We start from the raw sequence: 23,055 nt of genomic DNA on the forward strand, positions 1-23,055 counted from the left end.
GCCAACTTATTTGGCAAACGACGGGAACGGCATGAAATAGATCAGGAAGCCCAGAACGCCGATGATCATCACGAAGGCGTAGTGGTAGATGTAACCGGACTGCAGGTGACGGATCACCGTGGAGAACCAGCCCACCGCCTTGGCGCTGCCGTTGACGATCAGACCATCGATCAGCGTCCGGTCACCCACTTTCCACAGCCCTCCTCCGAGGACGCGGGCGCCGGCGCCGAACACTACTTCATTGAACTTGTCCATGTAGTACTTGTTTTCCAGGATCGTGTAGATGCCATGGAACTTGCTGTAGAACCACGCGGGAACCCTGGGGTTGACCATGTAGCAGTAATAGGCAGCAACGACACCGGCCAGCGCCAGGTAGAACGGCGCGGTAGTGAACGCATGGATGCCCATGGCAACCGCGCCATGGAATTCTTCGGTCAGGATTTCCATCGCCTTGTGCGTTTCGCCGACGAAGATGACGTTCTTGAAGAAGTCGCCGTGCAGCATCGGACCGATGGCGAGGAAACCGATCACAACCGAAGGAATCGCAAGCAGGATCAGCGGCAGAGTCACGACGAACGGGGACTCATGCGGCTTCTCGCCCGGTGCAAGACCATGGTGATGGTGTGCGTCATGCGCGTTGTCATGCTCTTCATGTGCATCGTGCGCATCATGGCCGTGGTGCCCGTGATGATCATGCGCCTTGCCGAAGCGCTCTTCGCCGTGGAACACGAGGAAGTACATGCGGAAGGAGTAGAAAGCCGTGACGAAAACGCCTGCCAGCACTGCGAAATTGGCAAAGCCGGAACCCCAGATGTGGGTTTCATGCACCGCCTCGATGATGCTGTCCTTCGAATAGAAACCGGAGAAGAACGGCGTTCCGATCAGCGCGAGCGAACCGAGCAGCGAGGTGATCCAGGTAATCGGCATGTACTTGCGCAGGCCGCCCATGTTCCGGATGTCCTGGTCATGATGCATGCCGATGATGACCGAACCCGCGCCGAGGAACAGCAGTGCCTTGAAGAACGCGTGGGTCATCAGGTGGAACACGGCTGCGGAGTATGCCGATGCGCCGAGGGCGACTGTCATGTAACCCAGCTGCGACAGCGTCGAATAAGCGACCACGCGCTTGATGTCGTTCTGGATGATGCCGAGGAAGCCCATGAACAATGCAGTGATCGAGCCGATCACCAGCACGAAGGACAGCGCGGTATCGGACAGCTCGAACAGCGGCGACATGCGCGTCACCATGAAGATGCCGGCCGTCACCATGGTCGCAGCGTGAATCAGCGCGGAAATCGGCGTCGGGCCTTCCATGGAATCGGGCAGCCAGACATGCAGCGGGAACTGGGCCGACTTGCCCATGGCGCCGATGAACAGGCAGATGCATGCCACGGTGAGCAGCATCCAGTCGGTGCCCGGCAAGGTGAGCGCAGCCAATTCTTCCTTCTTCGCAAACACTTCGCCGTAGTTCATCGAACCGGCGTAGGCCAGCAGCAGACCAATGCCCAGGATGAAGCCGAAGTCACCCACGCGGTTGACCAGGAAGGCCTTCATGTTTGCGTAGATCGCTGTCGGACGGGTGTACCAGAAACCGATCAGCAGGTAGGACACCAGGCCGACCGCTTCCCAGCCGAAGAACAGCTGCAGGAAGTTGTTGCTCATGACGAGCATCAGCATCGAGAAGGTGAACAGCGAGATGTACGAGAAGAAGCGGTTGTAGCCTTCATCATCGGCCATGTAACCTATGGTGTAGATGTGCACCATCAGCGACACGGACGTCACCACGCACATCATCATTGCGGTCAGGCTGTCGACCAGGAAGCCGATCTCCAGCTTCAGCCCCATCACCGTCATCCAGTTGTAGATGGTGCCGTTGTAGGTGGCGCCGTCCATGACTGCCAGCAGCGTCTGAACGGAAATGATGAATGCGATCAGAACACCGAGGATGGTCGCGGAATGCGACGCGGTGCGGCCGATCTTGTTGCCGAAAAACTTGGTGCCGAACAGGCCTGCGATTGCAGAGCCTGCGAGTGGTGCCAGAGGCACGGCCAAGAGTAGATGTGGGTTGAGTTGCCCCGCCATGATGGACCTTATCCGTTTATTTTTCTGGTTAACCTTTGAGACTGTCGAGATCTTCCACGTTGATGGTGTCCAGATTACGGAACAGAACCACCAGGATGGCAAGACCGATCGCGGATTCCGCTGCAGCCACCGTCAGAATGAAGAAGACGAAAATCTGTCCTGCCGCATCGCCGAGATAATGCGAGAAGGCGATGAAGTTCATGTTCACCGCCAGCAGCATCAGTTCGATTGCCATCAGCAGCACGATGATGTTCTTGCGGTTAAGGAAGATGCCGACGATCGAAATGGCGAACAGGATCGCGCCAAGGATCAGGTAATGTGCAAGTGAGAGAGCCACGGTGCGATTCCTTATTGTTTTTCTGCTGCAGGCGCTGCTGGGGCCGCGGTGCCGGCGCTGCCGTTGGTGCGCTCGGATTCGGCCTTCATGCTGACGACACGGATACGGTCATTGCGCTTGACCTTGACCGCGGCTGCGGGATCGAAATACTTCGAATCCTTGCGGCGGCGCAGGGTCAGGGCCACGGCTGCCACGATCGCAACCAGCAGCACCACCGCCGCGATTTCAAACGCATAGATGTACTCGGTATAGATCAGCTTGCCCAGTTCCTTCGTATCGCCGATATTGGCAGCGGCGGCAGGCGCCTGAGCCACCGGATCCCAGAAACCGTGGAACAGCACCGCGGCCATCTGGAGAACGATGAGCACGCCCACGCCGGCGGCCAGCGGGAAATAGCCCCAGAAGCCTTCGCGCAGTTTGCCGATGTCGATGTCGAGCATCATCACGACAAACAGGAAGAGCACCATGACCGCGCCCACATAGACGAGCACCAGCACGATGGCGAGGAATTCGGCCTTCAGCAGCATCCAGATGCCTGCCGCCGAAAAGAAGGAAAGCACCAGGAACAGTGCGGCGTGCACCGGATTGCGGGCGGTGATGACGCGGATGGCGGCCAGTATCAGGATCGCCGAGAACGCGTAGAACAAAGCAGTTTTAAATTCCATAATCGACCAAGTAAGTCAGCTTCACGAAGGCCAGACGGCCGGCATCAACGGTATGCGGCGTCGGCTGCGCGGGCAGCGGCAATATCCTTTTCATAACGGTCCCCCACCGCGAGCAACATTTCCTTTGTAAAGTAAAGGTCGCCGCGCTTTTCGCCGTGATATTCAAGGATATTGGTTTCGACGATAGAGTCGACCGGGCAGGATTCCTCGCAAAAGCCGCAGAAGATGCACTTGGTCAGGTCGATGTCATAGCGCGTTGTGCGGCGGGTGCCGTCATCGCGCTCAGTCGATTCAATGGTGATGGCCATTGCCGGGCAAACTGCTTCGCACAGCTTGCATGCGATGCAGCGCTCTTCACCGTTCGGATAGCGGCGCAGCGCATGCAGACCGCGGAAACGTGGCGACAATGGGGTCTTCTCTTCAGGGAACTGCACGGTGATCTTGCGGGCGAACATGTATCGTCCGGTAAGCGCGAGCCCCTTGAGCAGCTCTCGCAGCATCAGGCTGCCGAAAAATTCTTTGATGGCTTCCATGGTATTGAGCCTCTTTCCTTACTTCCAAATATTCCAGGGCGTCTGAATCCAGGCGGCGACGATCACCAGATAGGCCAGGGTGAGCGGGATGAACACTTTCCAGCCCAGGCGCATGATCTGGTCATAGCGATAGCGCGGGAACGAAGCACGTGCCCAGATGAACAGCGAGACGACGAGGAAGGTCTTGATGCCGAGCCAGATCCATCCAGGGATGAATTCCAGGAACGATACCGGCGCGCCCCATCCGCCGAGGAACATCAGCGAAGCCAGCATGGAGATCAGGATCATGTTGGCGTATTCCGCGAGGAAGAACATCGCGAAGGACATGCCCGAATATTCCACCATGTGGCCGGCAACGATCTCCGATTCGCCTTCGACAACGTCGAACGGATGGCGGTTGGTTTCGGCGATTCCCGAAATCACGTAGATAACAAAAATCGGCAGCAGCGGCAGCCAGTTCCAGGACAGGAGCGGAATACCCTTGTCGGCGAAGAAGCCCTTGTTCTGGCCCATCACGATGTCGGTCAGGTTCAGGCTGCCGGACACGAGCAGCACGACTACCAGCGCAAAGCCCATTGCGATTTCATACGAAACCATCTGGGCGGAAGCGCGCATTGCGCCGAGAAACGCATACTTCGAGTTGGATGCCCAGCCGGCAATGATCACGCCGTAGACTTCCATCGAGGTAATCGCCATCACGAACAGCAGACCGGCATTGACGTTGGCGAGCACGGTTTCCGGACCGAACGGAATGACGGCCCAGGCGGCCAGCGCCGGCATGATGGTCATGATCGGAGCAATCACGAACAAGGCCTTGTTGGCTTTCGCCGGAACGACGATTTCCTTGAGCAGCAGCTTGAGCGCATCGGCGATCGGCTGCAGCAGACCCGCCGGGCCGACACGGTTCGGGCCGATGCGGATATGCATCCAGCCGATCATCTTGCGCTCCCACAACGTCAGATAGGCAACGCAGCCCATCAGCGGGAGGACGATGGCGACGATCTTGACGATATTCCAGATCAGCGGCCACAGCATGCCGAACACATTCTGGCCGGTGCTGTTGATGGTCATGAACACCTGATCCATTTAGACTTTCTCCACGCTGATGGGACCGAACATGCCGCCGAGGCCGATGGTGCTGGGATGTGCAGCCGCCAACCGGACAACATTGGCCGGAAGTTTTGCATCGACAGTCACCGGGACGATGGCTGCGCCCTGCCCTTGCAGCACCTTGATCTGCCCGCCTTCGGCGATGCCGAGCTGCTCTGCGAGCAGCGCGGAAATGTGCGCCTTCGGCGCCTTCGCATCGGTTGTCTGCTGCAGGGAACTCGCGCGGCGAACGATGGCGTCGCTGAAGTAGATCGGCACGTCGGCGATGCGCTCGAGCTGGCTCGCGCCGGCCAGCTTGGCAGCCTGGGGCGCCGCGCTGATGACGTTGTTGAGCTTCGACGACAGGTTCGCTTCTTCGGCCAGCTTGGTGCCCAGCACTTCCACGCGAATCTGTTCGGATGTGTCGTAGTTGAAGCCGCCGATGTCGAGCAGGTTGCCGAGCACGCGCAGCACCTTCCAGGCCGGGCGTGTTTCACCCAGCGGCTTGACGGTGCCGTTGAAGCCCTGAGCCCGGCCTTCGCAGTTGACGAATGTGCCCGCCGTTTCGGAGAACGGCGCAATCGGCAGCAGGACATCGGCGTACTCTGCGCCGTGCTTGTACGGCGACATGACGACAACCATCTCTGCCTGGTTCAATGCCGCACGCGCAGCCTGCGGATCGTAGCAGTCATATTCCGGCTCGGCGTGCATCAGCACATAAGCCTTGCGCGGCTGTGCGAACGCCTGGATGGCATTGAAACCATTGCCCGGCAAGGCGTTGGCGATGTATCCGCCGACGGTGTTTGCCGCTTCGGTCAGGTAGCCGAACTTGGCATCGGTCTGCTGTGCGATCCACTGGGCGGCCGCATGCAGCAGCGAAGCCTGAGGATGCTGCGCAGCGGAATTGCCGAGCACGACAGCCCTGCTCTCGCCGGACAGCAGGCTGTCGGCGATACCCTTTGCGACTTCGCCCGGCTCGATGCCTTCGAAGCCGCCCGGTGCGGAGATGCCCTTGGCTGCGGCGACAGCGACCACGACTTCGCTCAAGGCCGACAGCCATTCGGACGGCGCCTTGATGAGACGGTTTGCGATCGGCAGCAGGTGATCATCGTCGGTCGCATTCAGGATGCTGACCTTCGTGCCGCGCTTGGCAGCGTGCCGCAGGCGGGCTGCGAGCAGCGGGTGATCCTTGCGCAGGAAGGAGCCGATCAGGAAAGCGCGGTTGACCTGGCCGAACTCGTCGATGGACATGCCCAGCCACGGCGTGACCTTGCCGTCGAGGCTGAAGTCGGACTGGCGCAGGCGGAAGTCGACGTTTTCGGAACCGAGGCCGCGCACGAGTTTCTGCAGCAGGCTCAGTTCTTCCAGCGTCGAATACGGTGCAGCCAATGCCGCGATCGCGTCGGCGCCGTGCTCATGACGGATGTTGCGCAGGCCGTGCGCGACGTATTCCAGCGCGGTCTGCCAGTCGGTTTCGATCCATTTTCCGTCCTGCTTGATCATCGGCACCGTCAGGCGGTCCTCGTGATTCAGGCCTTCGTACGAAAAGCGGTCCTTGTCCGACAGCCAGCATTCGTTGACGGCTTCGTTTTCCAGCGGAAGCACGCGCATGACCTTGCCGCCCTTGACCTGAACCATCAGGTTGGAGCCGAGGCCGTCATGCGGGCTGACGGAGCGGCGGCGGGACAGTTCCCAGGTACGCGCGGAATAGCGGAACGGCTTGGAAGTCAATGCACCGACCGGGCACAGGTCGATCATGTTGCCCGACAGTTCGGAGTCGACGCTGTTGCCGACGAAAGTCGTGATTTCCGAGTGTTCGCCGCGGTTGAGCATGCCGAATTCCATGACGCCGGCGATTTCCTGGCCGAAGCGAACGCAACGTGTGCAATGGATGCAGCGCGCCATTTCCCGCATGGAGATCAGCGGGCCCGCGTCCTTGGGTTCGATGACGCGCTTTTCCTCTTCATAGCGCGAAGCCGCAGGGCCGTAGCCAACTGCGAGATCCTGCAGCTGGCACTCGCCGCCCTGGTCGCAAATCGGACAGTCCAGCGGGTGATTGATGAGCAGGAATTCCATGACGCTTTTCTGCGCCTTGACTGCCTTGTCGCTGTTCGAACGGACGATCATGCCGTTGGTCACCGGTGTCGCGCATGCAGGCAGCGGCTTCGGTGCCTTTTCGACTTCGACCAGGCACATGCGGCAGTTGGCCGCAATGGACAGTTTCTTGTGATAGCAAAAATGCGGGATGTAGGTGCCGACCTTGTTGGCAGCATCCATTACCATGCTGCCTTCCAGCACCTCTACTTTTTTGCCGTCGATTTCAATTTCAACCATGACTCGGTTTTGCCTCAGTATGGGTAAGGCGCGCAAGGCGCGCCAGGTAACTTGTGCCGTGCGGGGCCATGCGGCCCCTCACGTGATTCAGACATAGGCAGGAACGATGCAGCGCTTGTGCTCGATGTGGTACTCGAACTCCTCGCGGAAGTTCTTGACCATGGCGCGCACGGGCATTGCCGCCGCGTCGCCGAGCGCGCAGATGGTACGTCCCTGAATGTTGTCTGCGATCGAATTCAGCATGTCGAGATCGTCGGCGCGGCCCTGGCCGTGCTCGATGCGATGCACCATCCGGTACAGCCATCCGGTGCCTTCGCGGCAGGGAGTGCACTGGCCGCAGGATTCCTCGTAATAAAAATACGACAGACGCAGCAGCGACTTGACCATGCAGCGTGTTTCGTCCATGACGATGACCGCGCCGGAGCCGAGCATCGAACCCGCCTTGGCGATCGAGTCGTAGTCCATGTCGGTGGCCATCATCACATCGCCGGTCAGCACGGGCATCGACGATCCGCCGGGAATCACCGCCTTGATCTTCTTGCCGTCGCGCATGCCGCCCGCCAGTTCAAGCAGGGTCGCGAACGGTGTACCGAGCGGGACTTCATAGTTGCCGGGACGCGCAATGTCGCCGGACATCGAGAAGATCTTGGTGCCGCCGTTGTTCGGCTTGCCCAGCGCCGCGTATGCCTCGCCGCCCATGCGCATGATGAAGGGCACGGCCGCAAAGGTCTCGGTGTTGTTGATCGTGGTCGGCTTTCCGTACAGGCCGAAGCTGGCGGGGAACGGCGGCTTGAACCGCGGCTGTCCCTTCTTCCCTTCCAGGGATTCGAGCAGCGCGGTCTCTTCACCGCAGATGTAGGCACCGTAACCATGGAAGGCGTGCAGCTGGAAGCTGAATTCACTGCCCATGATGTTGTTGCCCAGGAAGCCCTCGGCGCGCGCCTCTTCCAGCGCCTCTTCGAAACGCTCGTACTCGGCCCAGACCTCGCCGTGGATATAGTTGTATCCCGCAGTGATGCCCATCGCGTAAGCGCCGATGGCCATGCCCTCGATCAGAGCATGCGGATTGTAGCGGATGATGTCGCGATCCTTGAACGTGCCGGGCTCGCCCTCGTCGGTATTGCAGACCAGGTACTTCTGGCCGGGGAACTGGCGCGGCATGAAGCTCCACTTCAGGCCTGTCGGGAAGCCAGCGCCTCCGCGACCGCGCAGCGACGACGCCTTCAGTTCGGCGATGACCTGCTCAGGTGCGATCTTTTCGTTGAGGATGCGCTTGAGTGCCTCGTATCCGCCTCGCTTGACGTAGTCAGACAGGTGCCAGTTGTTGCCGTCGAGTCCGGCAAGAATCAGCGGATTGATATGTCGATTGTGCAGGCTGGTCATTTCTTCAATTCCTCTACCAGCGCATCGATCTTTTCATTGGACATGAAGCTGCACATGCGCTTGTTATTGACGATCATGACGGGCGCGTCGCCGCAGGCACCCATGCACTCGCCTTCAACAAGCGTGAACTGGCCGTCGGCGGATGTTTCCTTGTAGTCGATACCCAGCTTCTCTTTCAGGTAATGCGCGGCCTTTTCGCCGCCAGAAAGCTGGCACGGCAGGTTGGTACAGACCGAGATCTTGTACTTGCCCACCGGCTTGGTGTCGTACATATTGTAAAAAGTTGCTACTTCCTGCACTGCGATCGGCGGCATGCCGATATAGTTGGCCACATCCACCATGACTTCGGGGGGCAGCCAGCCCTTTTCGCTCTGGGCAATCGCCAGAGCCGCCATGACGGCGGACTGCCGCTGGTCGGCAGGGAATTTCGCGAGTTCGCGATCAATCTTCTTGTAAGCTTCTTGACTTAACAGCATATCGTCAACCATTCGTGCGCAGCGTCTGCGCGGTTATCGGTCAATCTCACCGAACACGATATCTTGCGTGCCGATGATCGTTACTGCGTCCGCAATCATGTGACCCTTGGCCATTTCGTCCAGCCCCTGCAGGTGCGGGAAGCCGGGAGCGCGGATTTTCATGCGATAAGGCTTGTTTGCGCCGTCCGAAATCAGGTAGACGCCGAACTCGCCCTTCGGATGCTCGACGGCGGCATAGGCCTCGCCTTCCGGTACATGGAAGCCTTCGGTAAAGAGCTTGAAGTGATGGATCAGCTCTTCCATGTTGGACTTCATGTTGACGCGCGACGGCGGCGCAACCTTGTGGTTGTCGGTCATCACCGGGCCGGGGTTGTTGCGCAGCCACTCGATGCACTGCTTGATGATGCGGTTCGACTGGCGCATTTCCTCGACGCGCACCAGGTAGCGGTCGTAGCAATCGCCGTTGACGCCGACCGGGATGTCGAAATCGAGCAGGTCATACACTTCGTACGGCTGCTTCTTGCGCAGGTCCCATGCGATACCCGAGCCGCGCAGCATCGGACCGGTGAAGCCCATTGCCTTGGCCCGCTCGGGCGATACCACGCCGATGCCGACCAGGCGCTGCTTCCAGATACGGTTATCCGTCAGCAGGGTTTCGTATTCATCGACGTAGCCCGGGAAACGGTTGGTGAAGTCTTCGATGAAATCGAGCAGGGAACCCTGGCGGTTTTCATTGAGCTGGCGAATCGCCTTTTCATTGCGGACGGCCGATGCCTTGTACTGCGGCATCGCGTCGGGAAGGTCGCGGTAGACGCCGCCCGGCCGGTAATAGGCGGCGTGCATGCGTGCGCCGGAGACCGCTTCATAGCAGTCCATCAGGTCTTCGCGCTCGCGGAATGCGTACAGGAAGACGGCCATCGCGCCGACGTCCAGACCGTGCGCACCAATCCACAGCAGGTGGTTCAGGATGCGGGTGATCTCGTCGAACATCACGCGGATGTACTGCGCGCGCAGCGGCACCTCGATGCCGAGCAGCTTCTCGATGGCGAGAACATAGCCGTGCTCGTTGCACATCATCGACACGTAGTCGAGGCGGTCCATGTAGGGAACGGACTGCAGGAAGGTCTTCTGCTCCGCCAGCTTTTCGGTCGCACGGTGAAGCAGGCCGATATGGGGATCGGCACGCTGGATCACTTCGCCATCAAGCTCAAGCACAAGGCGCAGCACGCCGTGCGCCGCCGGATGCTGCGGACCGAAGTTCAGTGTGTAATTCTTAATCTCAGCCATTATTTCATCCCGTATTTCTCTTCGCGAATCACACGCGGAATGATTTCACGCGGCTCAATCGTCACGGGTTGGTAAATCACTCGCCTCTGCTCGGCGTCGTAGCGCATTTCGACATAGCCCGATACCGGGAAATCCTTGCGGAACGGATGGCCGATGAAGCCGTAATCGGTCAGAATGCGACGCAGGTCGTTATGCCCTTCGAACAGGATGCCGAAGAAGTCAAAGGCTTCACGCTCATACCAGTTGGCGGTCGACCAGGTGTCGACCAGCGAAGCCACGACAGGCATTTCATCGTCCGGCGCAAAGACCCGGACGCGGATGCGCCAGTTGTGGGTTACCGACAGCAGATGCGAGACGACCGCGAAGCGGGGACCGTCCCATACGCCATCGCCGTATGTCGAATAGTCGACGCCGCACAGATCGATCAGCTCTTCGAAACGCAGATCCGCATGATCGCGCAATACGCGCATCGCAGACAGATAATCGGAGGCAGCAACGACGATCGTCACTTCTCCCAATGCCACCTTGAGATCCTGGATCTGGCCGCCGAGCGCATTGCGCACTGCGGCTTCAAGGGTTTCAATTTTTGTCGTCATATTTCTTTAACGCGATCTGTTAGCGCGCAATCGTATTGGTGCGCTTGATCTTGTTTTGCAGCTGGAGAATGCCGTAGAGAAGCGCTTCCGCAGTCGGAGGACAGCCCGGCACGTACACATCCACGGGCACGATACGGTCGCAGCCGCGCACCACGGAATAGGAGTAGTGATAGTAGCCGCCACCGTTGGCGCAGGTGCCCATCGAGATCACCCAGCGCGGCTCGGCCATCTGGTCGTACACCTTGCGTAGGGCCGGCGCCATCTTGTTGCACAGCGTGCCGGCGACGATCATGACGTCGGACTGGCGGGGCGACGGACGAAACACGATGCCGAAGCGGTCAAGATCGTAGCGCGATGCGCCGGCGTGCATCATTTCAACCGCGCAGCAAGCCAATCCGAACGTCATCGGCCACAGCGAGCCGGTTCGCGTCCAGTTGATCAGCTTGTCCGCTGTCGTCGTAATAAAACCTTCGTTCAAAACACCATCAATAGCCATGACTTACTCCCAATCCAGCGCGCCCTTCTTCCAGATGTACCAGAAGCCCACGACGAATTCGGCGATAAACACCAGCATCGTCAGGAAGCCCTGCCATCCGAGGTCGCGCATTGCCACGCCCCACGGGAAGAAAAATGCGGTTTCCAGATCGAACAAAATGAACAGAATGGCGACAAGGTAGTAGCGCACGTCGAACTTCATGCGCGCATCCTCGAATGCCTCGAAGCCGCACTCGTACGGAGACAGCTTCTCTACATCGGGTTTATGCGGCGCAAGCACGCGACCCAGAACCTGCGGAACGACGCCGACGCCGATGCCGACAAGAATGAACAAAAGTACGGGGAAATAATTTTCGAGGTTCACGATAAGGAGCGGATGTTGGTTAGTTGAATGATTGGCAAATCAAACCAAATTTCCTCGATAAAAAGCCAGCTCGGGAAATCCCTTGCTGGCTCCTAGATTATTGGTGCCGACGGCGAGACTCGAACTCGCACAGCTTTCGCCACTACCCCCTCAAGATAGCGTGTCTACCAATTTCACCACGTCGGCTAAGACTGCTATTTTACCCTGTTTCGCAGCATTTGTTCAACGCACAATTGCTGACGACCAAGCCCAATAAACTATTTCGGAATCTGGTTTGCCTGTCCTGCATCACCGGCCGGAGCAGGCGTTGCGGGAGCGGGATTTGCTGTACCTGCAGGCGCGCTGGACGCCGGCGCCGGAATGGTCGAAGCGGGAGCCGGGAGGCTGTCCATCACACCGCCTGTCGCCGGACCGCGCTTGCCGCCGATGAAGGCCAAGGCGAGCGTTGCAGAGAAAAATATGACGGCGGCGACTCCGGTGGATTTCGAAAGAAAATTCGAGGAACCGGTAGCGCCGAAGAGACTTCCCGAGGCACCCGAGCCGAAAGCGGCTCCCATGTCAGCGCCCTTGCCATGCTGCACCAGAACCAGACCGATAATCGCCAGCGCGGAGATGACTTGCACCACAACAATCAATGTGAACAATACGTTCATTACATGCTTTCCAATACTTGATTAAAACCTTTGCCGCTTATGCAGATGTGCCTGCACAGACACGCTTATGCCGACCGGATGATCGCCAGGAAATCCGCCGCCTTGAGCGCGGCGCCGCCGATCAGGCCGCCGTCGATATCCTGCATCGCGAGCAGCTCCTTCGCGTTGTCCGGCTTCATGCTGCCGCCGTACAGGATCTGCACCGTTTCCGCTGCAGATGCACTTCGGGCCGCAACCCTTGCCCTCAGCAGTGCATGAACGTCCTGCGCCATCTGCGGCGTTGCCGTCTTGCCGGTGCCGATCGCCCATACCGGTTCGTACGCGATCACCATCTTGCTGCAGTCTGCAGCATCAAGCGCCGACAGTACCGCATCCAGCTGGGCTCCGACCACCGATTCGGTCTTGCCGGCTTCGCGCTCCTCGAGCGACTCGCCGACGCACACGATCGGCACCAGTCCCGCCTTGATGGCTCGCACCGCCTTGGCAGCAACCAGCTCGCTGGATTCGCCATGGTAGGTACGGCGCTCGGAATGGCCGACGATGACGTAGATGCAACCGAAATCGTTCAGCATCGCCGCAGCCACTTCGCCGGTATAGGCGCCCGACTCGTGCACGGAAACATCTTGACCGCCCCACTTTACGGGCGAGCCTGCAAGCAGCTCCTTGCACTGCGCCAGATAGGGAGCTGGTGCACACACTGCAACATCACACGGCGCCTGCGGGAGTTCGCTTTTGATCCCGTCCAGCAGAGCGGCATTGGCAGCCAGGCTGCCGTTCATTTTCCAGTTTCCGGCTATGAGTTTGCGACGCATAAGGGCCTAAAAATTCGATAACCCTTGATTCTAGCGCGCCGCAACATGGATGGTCAAACCCAGGCAACTTTCTATGACTGCGGACAAGCGGTTGATGTTCCTCAATCAGGTCCGTAGCCATCAATAAATTTGCCGGTCTACCGGACCTGCAGCACGATCTTGCCGACGTGGGCACTGCTCTCCATTAATGTATGGGCCTGCGCCGCCTGATCAAGCGGGAAGACGCTATGAATGACCGGCTTGATCTTTCCGGCCTCGATGAGCGGCCAGACGTTTTTGACGAGCTTGTCGGCGATGGCGGCCTTGAATTCGATGGGACGCGGGCGCAAGGTGGAGCCGGTAATGACAAGACGGCGCCGCAGCACCTGGGAGAAATCGATACTTCCCTTGGCCCCGCCCAGCAATGCAATGATGACGATTCGGCCATCATCTGCAAGGCAGTTGATTTCGCGGTTGACGTAGTCGCCGGCCACCATGTCCAGCACGACATCAACGCCCTTCCCGCCTGTTTCCGCCTTGACCACTTCGACAAAGTCTTCATCGCGATAATTGATGCCGCGAACCGCGCCGAACTGTTCGCAGGCGAGTTTCTTGTCTTCACTGCCGGCGGTCGCGAAGACCCGGTGCCCCATTGCCGACGCCAATTGGATGGCGGTAACGCCGATGCCGGAAGTGCCGCCCTGCACCAGCAAGGTTTCGCCGCCGGTCAGATGAGCACGGTCGAATACGTTGCTCCACACCGTAAAGAACGTTTCGGGCAGTGATGCCGCCTCGACTGCGCTCAAACCCTTGGGAGCGGGCAGGCATTGACGCACGGGCGCTGCGCAATACTCCGCATAGCCGCCGCCCTGGACAAGCGCACATACCATCTGCCCTTTGACAAAGCCCGTACCGTCAAGATTGCCATCAACGATCTCGCCGGCCACTTCGAGTCCAGGCAGGTCGGATGCGCCGGGCGGCACCGGGTATTGCCCCAGCCGCTGAAATACGTCCGGACGGTTGATGCCGGCCGCATGCACCTTGATAAGGATCTCGCCTTCCTTGAGCTGGGGTACGGGGCGTTCGCACAACTGCAGCACGTCGGGCGCGCCGGGCTTTGTGATTTCAATCGCTTTCATGATGGTCCTGTCGATGTGGAAAAGGCATTTTACGCCAATCGCCTTGTTCTGCCCGGGACCGCAGTCGACGCCCGGTGAAGCATGGCAGCGGATGACTTCCGATAAGCAGCGCCGCTCCATGTGCTGAAACGTTTCCCCTGAAGTACAAAACATTTCCGCCGCAACATGGCCAGGACACCAACTGCCTTCTCTCTGCTTTGCGGGTCTGCTCTTTTCATGAACCAAATACGAAATCCATGCATTCAATCCGGCGTCCTCAAGGATCGACAAGCCCATGAAAAAACCGCCCGGACTTTCGTCCCGGGCGGTTCCTGCATCAGGCTTGCGGCATCGTGATGCCGCCGGATGCGCTTATTGCTGCTGTTGCTGCTGTTGCGCAGCACCCGCCTCTTCTGCGGCTGCGGCTTTCATCGACAGCTTCAGGCGGCCGCGGTCGTCCGTCTCCAGCACCTTCACGCGAACCTGCTGGCCTTCCTTCAGGTAGTCAGCAACCGCATTGACGCGCTCATTGGCGATCTGGCTGATATGCAGCAGGCCGTCCTTGCCCGGCATGACCTGGACGATCGCGCCGAAGTCGAGCAGCTTGAGCACGACGCCGTCGTAGCTCTTGCCCACTTCCACGGACGCGGTCAGTTCCTCGATGCGGCGTTTGGCCTCCTGGCCCGCAGCAGCGTCCACGGAGGCGATGGTTACGATGCCATCGTCGCTGATGTCGATCTGCGTGCCGGTTTCTTCGGTGAGCGCGCGAATGACCGCACCGCCCTTGCCGATCACGTCGCGGATCTTCTCGGGATTGATCTTGATGGTAATCAGGCGCGGGGCGAAGTCGGAGAGTTCAGCCTTGCCTGTGGGCAGCGCTTCCTGCATCTTGGCCAGGATATGCATGCGGCCTTCCTTGGCTTGCGCCAGTGCCACCTGCATGATTTCCTTGGTGATGCCCTGGATCTTGATGTCCATCTGCAGCGCGGTGATGCCGTTGGCGGTACCCGCCACCTTGAAGTCCATGTCGCCGAGGTGATCTTCATCGCCGAGGATGTCGGTCAGGACGGCAAACTTGCTGCCGTCCTTGATCAGGCCCATCGCGATGCCGGCCACATGGGCCTTCATCGGGACGCCTGCATCCATCAGGGCGAGGCAGCCGCCGCACACCGATGCCATCGAGGAAGAACCGTTGGACTCGGTGATTTCGGAAACCAGGCGAACCGAATAGCTGAACTCCTCGGGAGACGGCAATGCCGCCTGCAGCGCGCGCTTGGCAAGGCGGCCATGACCGATCTCGCGGCGCTTCGGCGTACCGACGCGGCCGGTTTCACCGGTGGCGAACGGAGGCATGTTGTAGTGGAGCATGAAACGGTCCGAGTACTCGCCCATCAGCGCGTCGATCTTCTGCTCGTCGCGTGCGGTGCCCAGCGTGGCAACGACCAACGCCTGGGTTTCACCGCGCGTGAACAGCGCTGAACCGTGAGTGCGCGGGAGCACGCTGCTGCGGATGCTGATCGGACGCACGGTGCGTGTATCACGGCCGTCGATGCGCGGCTCGCCTTCAAGAATCTGGGAACGCACGATGCGGGCTTCCAGGTCGAACAGGATGCTGCCGACTTCCGCGGAATCCGGCGCCGACTGGCCTGCGGCTGCAGCCTGCTCTGCCAGCGCGGCATTCAGCTGTGCCGACACGTCGTTCAGCTTGGCGGTGCGCGCCTGCTTGTCCTTGGTCTGATAGGCTTCGCGCAGCTTGCCTTCGGCCAGTTCGGTAACGCGGGCAATCAATGCCTCGTTCTTCGGCGCGGGCGCCCACTGCACTTCCGGCTTGCCGCCGTCACGCACGAGTTCATGGATGGCGTCGATCACTGCCTTCATCTGCTCATGGCCGTAGACAACGGCGCCGAGCATGACTTCTTCGGACAGCTGGTTGGCTTCGGATTCCACCATCAGCACAGCCTGCTCCGTGCCTGCGACGACGAGATCCATTTGCGACTTGGGCAGCTGCGAGGCAGTCGGATTGAGGACGTACTGGCCGTCGATATAGCCGACGCGCGCAGCGCCGAGCGGACCATTGAAGGGAATGCCTGCAACGCTGATCGCGGCGGATGCGCCGATCATCGCCGGGATGTCGGGGTCAATCTCGGGATTCACCGAGAGGACGTGCACGATGACCTGGACTTCGTTCAGGTAGCCTTCCGGGAACAGCGGGCGGATAGGACGGTCGATCAGGCGGGAGGTCAGCGTCTCCTTTTCCGAAGGACGGCCTTCACGCTTGAAGAAGCCGCCGGGAATGCGGCCGGCTGCATAGCTCTTCTCGACGTAATCGACGGTCAGCGGAAAGAAGTCCTGACCCGGCTTGGCATCCTTGCGGGCGACCACGGTTGCCAGCACGACGGTGTCTTCCACCGACACCAACACGGCGCCGGAAGCTTGGCGTGCAATCTCGCCCGTCTCGAGCGTGACCGTATGCTGTCCGTACTGGAAGGTTTTGGTAACTTTGTTGAACACGGTGTTTCCTTTCTATTTTTGCCGACAGAATTTCAGGCGCTGTCGTTCACCTCACCACGGATGACCCGTCACGCATGACATGCCATCTTTACTGCAGGAAATCACGAAACGCAAATCTCCAAATGGCAAAATGCCTGCATCAGAGACTGACGCAGGCATTTTTCCGATCAACCTCGCGAATATCGCAAGAGTTTACTTACGCAGACCGAGCTTCTCGATAAGAGCGCGATAGCGATTTGCATCCTTGGCCTTCAGGTAGGAGAGCAGGCGCTTGCGACGGTTAACCATCATGATAAGGCCACGGCGGGAGTGGTGATCCTTGGAGTGGGCCTTGAAATGGCCGTTCAGTTCGTTGATGCGAGCGGTCAGGAGTGCAACCTGCACTTCCGGAGAGCCGGTGTCGTTGGCGCCGCGCGCGTTGTCCGCGATAATTGCGGCCTTGTTGATGTTTTCTACTGTCATGACTTACCTTTCACATGCGGTGCAGGGAGTCGCAACCCCGACGCACCGTGAACATTTTGGAAATAAACTCGGTCAAAAAACCAAGACGCGCAGTATAGCGGAAATGGCTTCCCGGTTCAAATCAATTCAAATACTTAGACAAGAAGATTGGCAGGGCATCATGTATTTCCCCAATAAAACATTGAAATTCGGCTCTCTCAGGCAGTTATGCGTCGCGGCCATCCTGTCCACGCTGGTCGGATGCGCATCGATCCTGCCGGCACCTGTCAACGTCGGCGACAGCAAGGCGGATCTCCTGGCAAAGCGCGGCGAACCCACGCACCGGTACACCGACGGCAATGAGGAAATCTATGAGTACATGCAAGGTCCGTGGGGGCAGAGAACCTACATGGCCCGCATCGATGCTTCAGGCAGGGTGAAATCTTTCGAACAGGTACTCACCAATCAAAAGTTTGCCTCGATCGAAGTCGGCAAGGCGACCAAGGATACGGTGCTGCGTACAATAGGCGCGCCGAGCGACACTTCCTATCTCTCCCTGCGAGATCTCGAAGTCTGGTCCTACCCGTACAAAGAGAGCGATGTGTGGAATTCACTGATGCATGTGCATTTCGACCGCTCCGGCGTCGTTCGCCAGATGATGAACGGCCCTGATCCGAGATTCGATCCGGACAAGCGCTTTCCGTTCGGCTTCGGTTTGCGCTGAACATACAGGGCGAAACTGGAGAATTTACGGCCCGGCGGCAAAACATTTAACGCCTCCGCATGAAAAACGCCGGCATATGCCGGCGTTTCGTTTTGCCTTGCCTACTTTCGGTGCAATGCCGCCATCAAAGCTGCGGATTGAGTCTCTCGGCTTTCGAATGCAGCTTGTTAAGCGCCGACAGGTAAGCCTTCGCCGAGGCGACGACAATATCCGGATCCGCACCCACGCCGTTGACGATGCGCCCCGACTTGGAAAGCCGCATCGTCACTTCCCCTTGCGACTGCGTGCCGGTCGTGATCGCATTGACCGAGAACAGCAGAAGCTCGGCGCCGCTCCTGGCCTCCGCTTCGATCGCGTTCACTGTCGCATCCACCGGCCCGTTGCCCTCGCCGTTGCAGGCCAGTTCCTTGCCGTCCATCGTGAAAACCACCCTGGCGCTCGGCCTTTCGCCGGTTTCGGAACGCTGGGCGAGCGAGACAAAGCGGTAGAACTCGTTGTCGTGGGAGTGCTGCTCGTCCGCCACGACGGCAATGATGTCTTCGTCGAAGATTTCCGACTTGCGGTCGGCCAGCTCCTTGAACCGGGAGAACGCCGCATTGAGCTCGGTCTCGGATTCCAGTTCGATGCCGAGTTCCTCGAGCCGCTGCTTGAACGCATTGCGGCCCGACAGCTTGCCCAGCACGATCTTGTTGGTGGTCCAGCCCACGTCTTCGGCGCGCATGATCTCATACGTGTCGCGGGCCTTGAGCACGCCGTCCTGGTGGATGCCGGACGCGTGGGCGAAGGCGTTGGCGCCGACCACCGCCTTGTTGGGCTGGACGGCAAAGCCGGTAATCTGGGAGACCAGCTTGGAGGCCGGCACGATCTGCGACGTGTCGATCGACAAATCCAGCCCGAAGTGATCGCGGCGGGTGCGCACCGCCATCACGACTTCCTCCAGCGCGGTATTGCCGGCGCGCTCGCCCAAGCCGTTGATGGTGCATTCCACCTGCCGTGCACCGCCGATGACCACGCCGGCCAGTGAATTGGCCACGGCCATGCCGAGATCGTTATGGCAGTGAACGGACCAGACAGCCTTGTCGGAATTGGGAATACGCTCGCGCAGCGTCTTGATCATCTGGCCGTACAGTTCCGGAACGCCATAGCCGACGGTATCGGCGAAATTGATGGTGCGCGCGCCTTCGTTGATGACGGTTTCAATGACCTTGCAGAGAAAGTCCATTTCCGAGCGGCTGCCGTCTTCCGGGCTGAACTCCACGTCGTCGGTGAATTGCCGTGCAAAGCGCACTGCAAGCTTGGCCTGCTCCAGCACTTGCTCCGGACTCATGCGCAGCTTCTTCTCCATGTGCAGGGGCGACGTCGCGATGAAGGTATGGATGCGTTTGCGCTCGGCGGATGCCAAGGCTTCCGCGGCGCGGGAAATGTCACGATCGTTCGCGCGCGACAGCGAGCAGACGGTGGACTCCTTGATGATGCCGGCAATGGCCTTGATCGACTCGAAGTCGCCCGGCGACGCGGCCGCAAAGCCGGCTTCGATCACATCCACCCGCAGGCGCTCCAGCTGCTTGGCGATGCGGATCTTTTCATCCTTGGTCATCGACGCGCCGGGCGACTGCTCGCCGTCTCTCAAGGTGGTATCAAAAATAATCAGCTTATCGGCCATGCTGCACTCCTGTCGGGGTAATTGGGTAATGGGCATCACAATCGGTCTTTCGCCGCCCATCGTCTGCGCGATGGATTGGAACTGCTCGAATTGTGGGAAGTGGGGAGTTAGCGCGCGTTAACGCACTAGCAGACGCAGCAGGCCTGGCAGGCTGCCGGACAATAGGGGAGCGGAAATGTAAATTTCGCGGAACATGCAAAAAACTATAAGCGGATTCCGGGGAAAGTGCAATAAGCGCCTGCCTGCACTGCAGCAGCCGGCGTTGAGCAGGAAAAAGGCGAAAGGAGGAGCACCGTACATCTGCCGCTCGCTCTCGCCCCTGCTCAGCAATTTTACCCTGCCCCGCATTTCCGAGGCACAACGTCTTCAATCCTTGATCTCGTGACTTTCCGCTTCGGAAGTCTGCACGATGCTGACTGGCTTGCCTTTGAACAATCTCCAGAAGTAGACCGCGTATCCGGACAGGCCGTAGAGCACGAACATGCCGAACAGCACTTTCGGCGGGTCGCTCGAAATCAGCACGAAGACCAGGACAATCAGGAATATCGCGATGAAAGGCACCGACTTGCGGAAATTAATTTCCTTGAAACTGTAGAACGGCACGTTGGTAACCATCGTCAGTCCGGCATACAGCGTGATGGCCCAGGCATACCAGGCCAGGTCGACGCCGGCAAAGCCCAGGTCGTGCATCAGCCAGATGAAGCCTGTCACCAGTGCCGCCGCCGCGGGGCTGGGCAAGCCCTGGAAATAGCGTTTGTCCACCACGCCGATATTGGTGTTGAAACGCGCCAGGCGCAATGCGGCGCCGGCGCAATAGACGAATGCGGCGAGCCAGCCGAGCTTGCCCATGCCGCGCAGCGACCATTCGTAGACGACCAGCGCGGGTGCCGCGCCGAACGACAGCATGTCGGACAGGCTGTCGTACTGGGCGCCGAATTCGCTTTGCGTATTGGTAAGCCGTGCCACCCTGCCGTCGACGCTGTCGAGCAGCATGGCGGCGAAGATCGCCACCGCCGCATAGTCGAACTTGAGGTTCATCGCCATGACGATGGCGAAGAAACCGCAAAACAGGTTGGCGGTCGTAAATGCGTTCGGCAGCAGATAGATGCCGCGCCTGCGAGGCGGCGGCAGAGGCGGCTCGCCATCGGCGGTTCCACGCCCGAGGGCATGGTGCAAGCTCCGTTTGTTAAAGCGCGCTTTCGGAAATATTCCCGCGCCGCCCTTCGCCTTGCGACGATTGAAGGTTGCCATGCTGATTCCGTATCAATGAATAAAGGTGCTGATGAGTTGAGCGCATCGCCGCCGCCGCATGTCACAGTCCAAGTCGTGCATTACCCGCTATTCGCACGGCGGGACAAACACGGACCGGCATCGATCAACGACTATCACGATGACTTTCGTCTTGCCGGGAAGTTGCCTTTGAAGATACACATTCCCTGCAAGCAAGCGCGTGGCTATTCTAGACGAGGCGCAACCAAATGTAACCCCTTGACATCGCTTTGGTCCGCCTTTCGGAATCGGTCGGCCCGTCGGTACAGCACCGCACCAGCATTTCTACCGGCCCGCCTGGCTCTCGCTTACTTGAAGCGCACCTTGCCCACGACCCGGGAATTCAACACCGTTTCGCCGGGTTCGAAGCTCGGCTCTTCCACTGACGGAGCGCCGGCCGCAGCACTCATTGGCTTGGCCATGCGCATGTCGGCACGTTCCGCGAATGCGCCGGATGCCTCGAAATCGACGGTGTCGAGCACCGCATCCGATACATTGCGTCCCATCGCCTTGGCCACGGCGGCAATGCGGTCGGTCAGGTTTGCATAGGCGGCGGCGATGCGCTCCTCCTCCAGCTTGCGGCTGGTCGCCGGACTCAGGGTGAACTGCAGGTTGCTCAAGGCCACCACCTTCTGTGCGGCGGCAACCGTCCGCGGCAAGTCTGAAAGGCTGGATGTCGTGACTTCAAGATACTGGCCGACGCGCCAGCCGATGGCCTGACGGGGTTTGGTCAGCGGCCGCGGCTGCCCTTCGTCCGCATAAACCGGATAGGTATAGTAGCCGGCCGTCTTGAGCACCGCCTTGGGATCTTCCTTGCGCAGGATCTCGGTGCCTTGCTTCATCTTGAGATTAACGCGCGATGCCGCCGCGGACTTGTCCTTGTCCTGCTCTTCGACCATGAAGGTCACGCGTGCCTCGTCGTTCGGATGGCGCACCTCGCCGAAGGCGGGAATGATGACCAGTGTTCCGCTCGTTTGCGCGGCAGCCGCAGCGGACGCCGCGGGCGTGGAGGTTTGCGCATGGACAGGCAAACCCTGAAAAGCGATCGAAGCCAGCAAAACTCCAGTCAGTACACGGTGCATCAATTCCTCCAGCGATAAACAATAATGAATTCGGCAATAAAAAAGGGCTGCACTGAAGTGCAGCCCCTTGCATTTTACCTATCTGCGGCGCGCCGATTGTTTGCCGCCGGTAAGCGATGTTACAACTTAGTTCTTGGTCTGGTCGACGAGCTTGTTCTTCTTGATCCAGGGCATCATCGCACGCAGCTTCTCGCCAACCTGCTCGATCTGGTGTTCGGAAGTCAGACGGCGGCGGGAAATCAGCGTCGGTGCGCCGGCCTTGTTTTCGAGAATGAAGCTCTTTGCGTATTCGCCGGTCTGGATGTCCTTCAGGCACTGGCGCATGGCGTTCTTGGTGTCTTCGGTGACGACGCGCGGGCCGGTCACGTACTCGCCGTACTCAGCGTTGTTGGAGATCGAGTAGTTCATGTTGGCGATGCCGCCTTCATAGATCAGGTCGACGATCAGCTTCAGTTCGTGCAGGCACTCGAAGTAAGCCATTTCCGGAGCGTAGCCGGCTTCAACCAGCGTTTCGAAACCGGCCTTGATGAGTTCGACGGTACCGCCGCAGAGCACTGCCTGCTCGCCGAACAGGTCGGTCTCGGTCTCTTCACGGAAGTTGGTTTCGATGATGCCGGCACGGCCGCCGCCGTTGGCCATTGCGTACGACAGGGCGATGTCGCGGGCGCTCCCGGACTTGTCCTGATAGACGGCAACCAGGTGGGGCACGCCGCCGCCCTGGGTGTAGGTGCCGCGGACGGTGTGGCCGGGAGCCTTCGGGGCCACCATGATGACGTCGAGATCGGCGCGCGGAACGACCTGGCCGTAGTGGACGTTGAAGCCGTGCGCGAATGCCAGAACCGCGCCCTGCTTGGCGTTCGGTGCGACGTTTTCATTGTAGACCTGAGCGATGTTCTCGTCGGGCAGCAGGATCATGATGACGTCGGCAGCCTTGACCGCCTCGTTGACTTCCATGACGTTCAGGCCGGCGTTCTTCGCCTTTTCCCAGGAAGCGCCGCCCTTGCGCAGCGCGACGGTGACCTTGCAGCCGGAATCGTTGAGGTTCTGCGCATGAGCATGGCCCTGGGAACCGTAACCGATGATGGTGACGTTCTTGCCTTTGATGAGGGACAGGTCGCAGTCTTTATCGTAGAAAACTTTCATGGATCTTCCTAACAGGTTA

General features: G+C 59.5%; 22 protein-coding genes and 1 tRNA gene. 1 reads left to right on the forward strand and 22 read right to left on the reverse strand.

Annotation, left to right across the window (positions count from 1 at the left end; translation table 11 throughout):
* Window positions 1-6: 6 nt before the first annotated feature.
* The 18 genes from nuoL to rpsO all read right to left on the reverse strand — a co-directional run bounded on the left by nuoL (window position 7) and on the right by rpsO (window position 17,176).
* Entirely contained in the window at window positions 7-2,082 is a 2,076-nt protein-coding gene (gene nuoL, locus IGW03_RS15805) for an NADH-quinone oxidoreductase subunit L (RefSeq protein ID WP_194723532.1), read from the reverse strand.
* Window positions 2,083-2,110: 28 nt separating this feature from the next.
* The gene (gene nuoK, locus IGW03_RS15810) at window positions 2,111-2,419 is read right to left on the reverse strand and encodes an NADH-quinone oxidoreductase subunit NuoK (protein WP_040040991.1); all 309 of its coding nucleotides are present in this window, start codon (window positions 2,417-2,419) and stop codon (window positions 2,111-2,113) included.
* Between the two features lie 11 nt (window positions 2,420-2,430).
* Window positions 2,431-3,084 (reverse strand): NADH-quinone oxidoreductase subunit J, encoded by a 654-nt coding sequence (locus IGW03_RS15815; RefSeq protein ID WP_194723533.1) that lies wholly within the window; start codon window positions 3,082-3,084, stop codon window positions 2,431-2,433.
* A 44-nt stretch (window positions 3,085-3,128) separates the two neighbouring features.
* Window positions 3,129-3,617: an NADH-quinone oxidoreductase subunit NuoI gene (gene nuoI, locus IGW03_RS15820; RefSeq protein ID WP_194723534.1), complete on the reverse strand. Its 489-nt coding sequence runs from the start codon at window positions 3,615-3,617 to the stop codon at window positions 3,129-3,131.
* Between the two features lie 18 nt (window positions 3,618-3,635).
* Window positions 3,636-4,703 carry an NADH-quinone oxidoreductase subunit NuoH gene (gene nuoH, locus IGW03_RS15825; RefSeq protein WP_194723535.1) on the reverse strand — a complete coding sequence of 356 codons (1,068 nt, stop codon included), beginning with the start codon at window positions 4,701-4,703 and terminating at the stop codon, window positions 3,636-3,638.
* Complete coding sequence (gene nuoG / locus IGW03_RS15830; RefSeq protein ID WP_194723536.1) at window positions 4,704-7,040, reverse strand: NADH-quinone oxidoreductase subunit NuoG; 2,337 nt, start codon at window positions 7,038-7,040, stop codon at window positions 4,704-4,706.
* A gap of 87 nt (window positions 7,041-7,127) precedes the next feature.
* Window positions 7,128-8,423 carry an NADH-quinone oxidoreductase subunit NuoF gene (nuoF, locus tag IGW03_RS15835; RefSeq protein WP_194723537.1) on the reverse strand — a complete coding sequence of 432 codons (1,296 nt, stop codon included), beginning with the start codon at window positions 8,421-8,423 and terminating at the stop codon, window positions 7,128-7,130.
* Window positions 8,420-8,899 (reverse strand): NADH-quinone oxidoreductase subunit NuoE, encoded by a 480-nt coding sequence (nuoE, locus tag IGW03_RS15840; protein ID WP_194723538.1) that lies wholly within the window; start codon window positions 8,897-8,899, stop codon window positions 8,420-8,422. The genes nuoF and nuoE overlap by 4 nt, the downstream gene beginning before the upstream one ends.
* A 33-nt stretch (window positions 8,900-8,932) precedes the next feature.
* The gene (locus IGW03_RS15845) at window positions 8,933-10,186 is read right to left on the reverse strand and encodes an NADH-quinone oxidoreductase subunit D (protein ID WP_194723539.1); all 1,254 of its coding nucleotides are present in this window, start codon (window positions 10,184-10,186) and stop codon (window positions 8,933-8,935) included.
* Entirely contained in the window at window positions 10,186-10,782 is a 597-nt protein-coding gene (locus IGW03_RS15850) for an NADH-quinone oxidoreductase subunit C (RefSeq protein ID WP_194723540.1), read from the reverse strand. Before IGW03_RS15850 ends, IGW03_RS15845 begins: the two co-directional genes overlap by 1 nt.
* Window positions 10,783-10,801: 19 nt before the next feature.
* Window positions 10,802-11,278 (reverse strand): NuoB/complex I 20 kDa subunit family protein, encoded by a 477-nt coding sequence (locus IGW03_RS15855; protein ID WP_194723541.1) that lies wholly within the window; start codon window positions 11,276-11,278, stop codon window positions 10,802-10,804.
* A 3-nt stretch (window positions 11,279-11,281) separates the two neighbouring features.
* A complete protein-coding gene (locus IGW03_RS15860; RefSeq protein ID WP_194723542.1) occupies window positions 11,282-11,641 on the reverse strand; it encodes an NADH-quinone oxidoreductase subunit A in 360 nt (119 codons plus the stop codon).
* 101 nt (window positions 11,642-11,742) lie between these two features.
* Window positions 11,743-11,827: transfer RNA gene (locus tag IGW03_RS15865), tRNA-Leu, on the reverse strand.
* A 71-nt stretch (window positions 11,828-11,898) separates the two neighbouring features.
* Window positions 11,899-12,294, reverse strand: coding sequence for a preprotein translocase subunit SecG (gene secG / locus IGW03_RS15870; protein ID WP_194723543.1), 396 nt, complete (start codon window positions 12,292-12,294; stop codon window positions 11,899-11,901).
* 65 nt (window positions 12,295-12,359) lie between these two features.
* A complete protein-coding gene (gene tpiA / locus IGW03_RS15875) occupies window positions 12,360-13,106 on the reverse strand; it encodes a triose-phosphate isomerase (RefSeq protein ID WP_194723544.1) in 747 nt (248 codons plus the stop codon).
* A gap of 137 nt (window positions 13,107-13,243) precedes the next feature.
* Entirely contained in the window at window positions 13,244-14,224 is a 981-nt protein-coding gene (locus IGW03_RS15880) for an NAD(P)H-quinone oxidoreductase (RefSeq protein WP_194723545.1), read from the reverse strand.
* 351 nt (window positions 14,225-14,575) lie between these two features.
* Window positions 14,576-16,714, reverse strand: a complete 2,139-nt coding sequence (gene pnp / locus IGW03_RS15885; RefSeq protein WP_194723546.1) for a polyribonucleotide nucleotidyltransferase — start codon at window positions 16,712-16,714, stop codon at window positions 14,576-14,578.
* Between the two features lie 192 nt (window positions 16,715-16,906).
* Complete coding sequence (gene rpsO / locus IGW03_RS15890; protein WP_194723547.1) at window positions 16,907-17,176, reverse strand: 30S ribosomal protein S15; 270 nt, start codon at window positions 17,174-17,176, stop codon at window positions 16,907-16,909.
* A 160-nt stretch (window positions 17,177-17,336) separates the two neighbouring features.
* On the opposite strand from rpsO, the gene IGW03_RS15895 reads away from it, so the two are divergent.
* The gene (locus IGW03_RS15895) at window positions 17,337-17,879 is read left to right on the forward strand and encodes a hypothetical protein (protein ID WP_194723548.1); all 543 of its coding nucleotides are present in this window, start codon (window positions 17,337-17,339) and stop codon (window positions 17,877-17,879) included.
* A 124-nt stretch (window positions 17,880-18,003) separates the two neighbouring features.
* On the opposite strand, the gene IGW03_RS15900 is transcribed toward IGW03_RS15895, so the two are convergent.
* The 4 genes from IGW03_RS15900 to ilvC form a co-directional block, all read right to left on the reverse strand.
* Window positions 18,004-19,542, reverse strand: coding sequence for a 2-isopropylmalate synthase (locus tag IGW03_RS15900; protein ID WP_194723549.1), 1,539 nt, complete (start codon window positions 19,540-19,542; stop codon window positions 18,004-18,006).
* A gap of 366 nt (window positions 19,543-19,908) precedes the next feature.
* Window positions 19,909-20,793 (reverse strand): CDP-diacylglycerol--serine O-phosphatidyltransferase, encoded by an 885-nt coding sequence (gene pssA, locus IGW03_RS15905; RefSeq protein ID WP_194723550.1) that lies wholly within the window; start codon window positions 20,791-20,793, stop codon window positions 19,909-19,911.
* Window positions 20,794-21,119: 326 nt separating this feature from the next.
* Window positions 21,120-21,893 carry an SIMPL domain-containing protein gene (locus IGW03_RS15910; RefSeq protein ID WP_194723551.1) on the reverse strand — a complete coding sequence of 258 codons (774 nt, stop codon included), beginning with the start codon at window positions 21,891-21,893 and terminating at the stop codon, window positions 21,120-21,122.
* 126 nt (window positions 21,894-22,019) lie between these two features.
* Window positions 22,020-23,036, reverse strand: coding sequence for a ketol-acid reductoisomerase (gene ilvC, locus IGW03_RS15915; RefSeq protein WP_194723552.1), 1,017 nt, complete (start codon window positions 23,034-23,036; stop codon window positions 22,020-22,022).
* Window positions 23,037-23,055 lie beyond the last annotated feature (19 nt).

The sequence above is a fragment of the Noviherbaspirillum malthae genome (assembly GCF_015352985.1).
GTDB lineage: Bacteria > Pseudomonadota > Gammaproteobacteria > Burkholderiales > Burkholderiaceae_D > Noviherbaspirillum > Noviherbaspirillum malthae.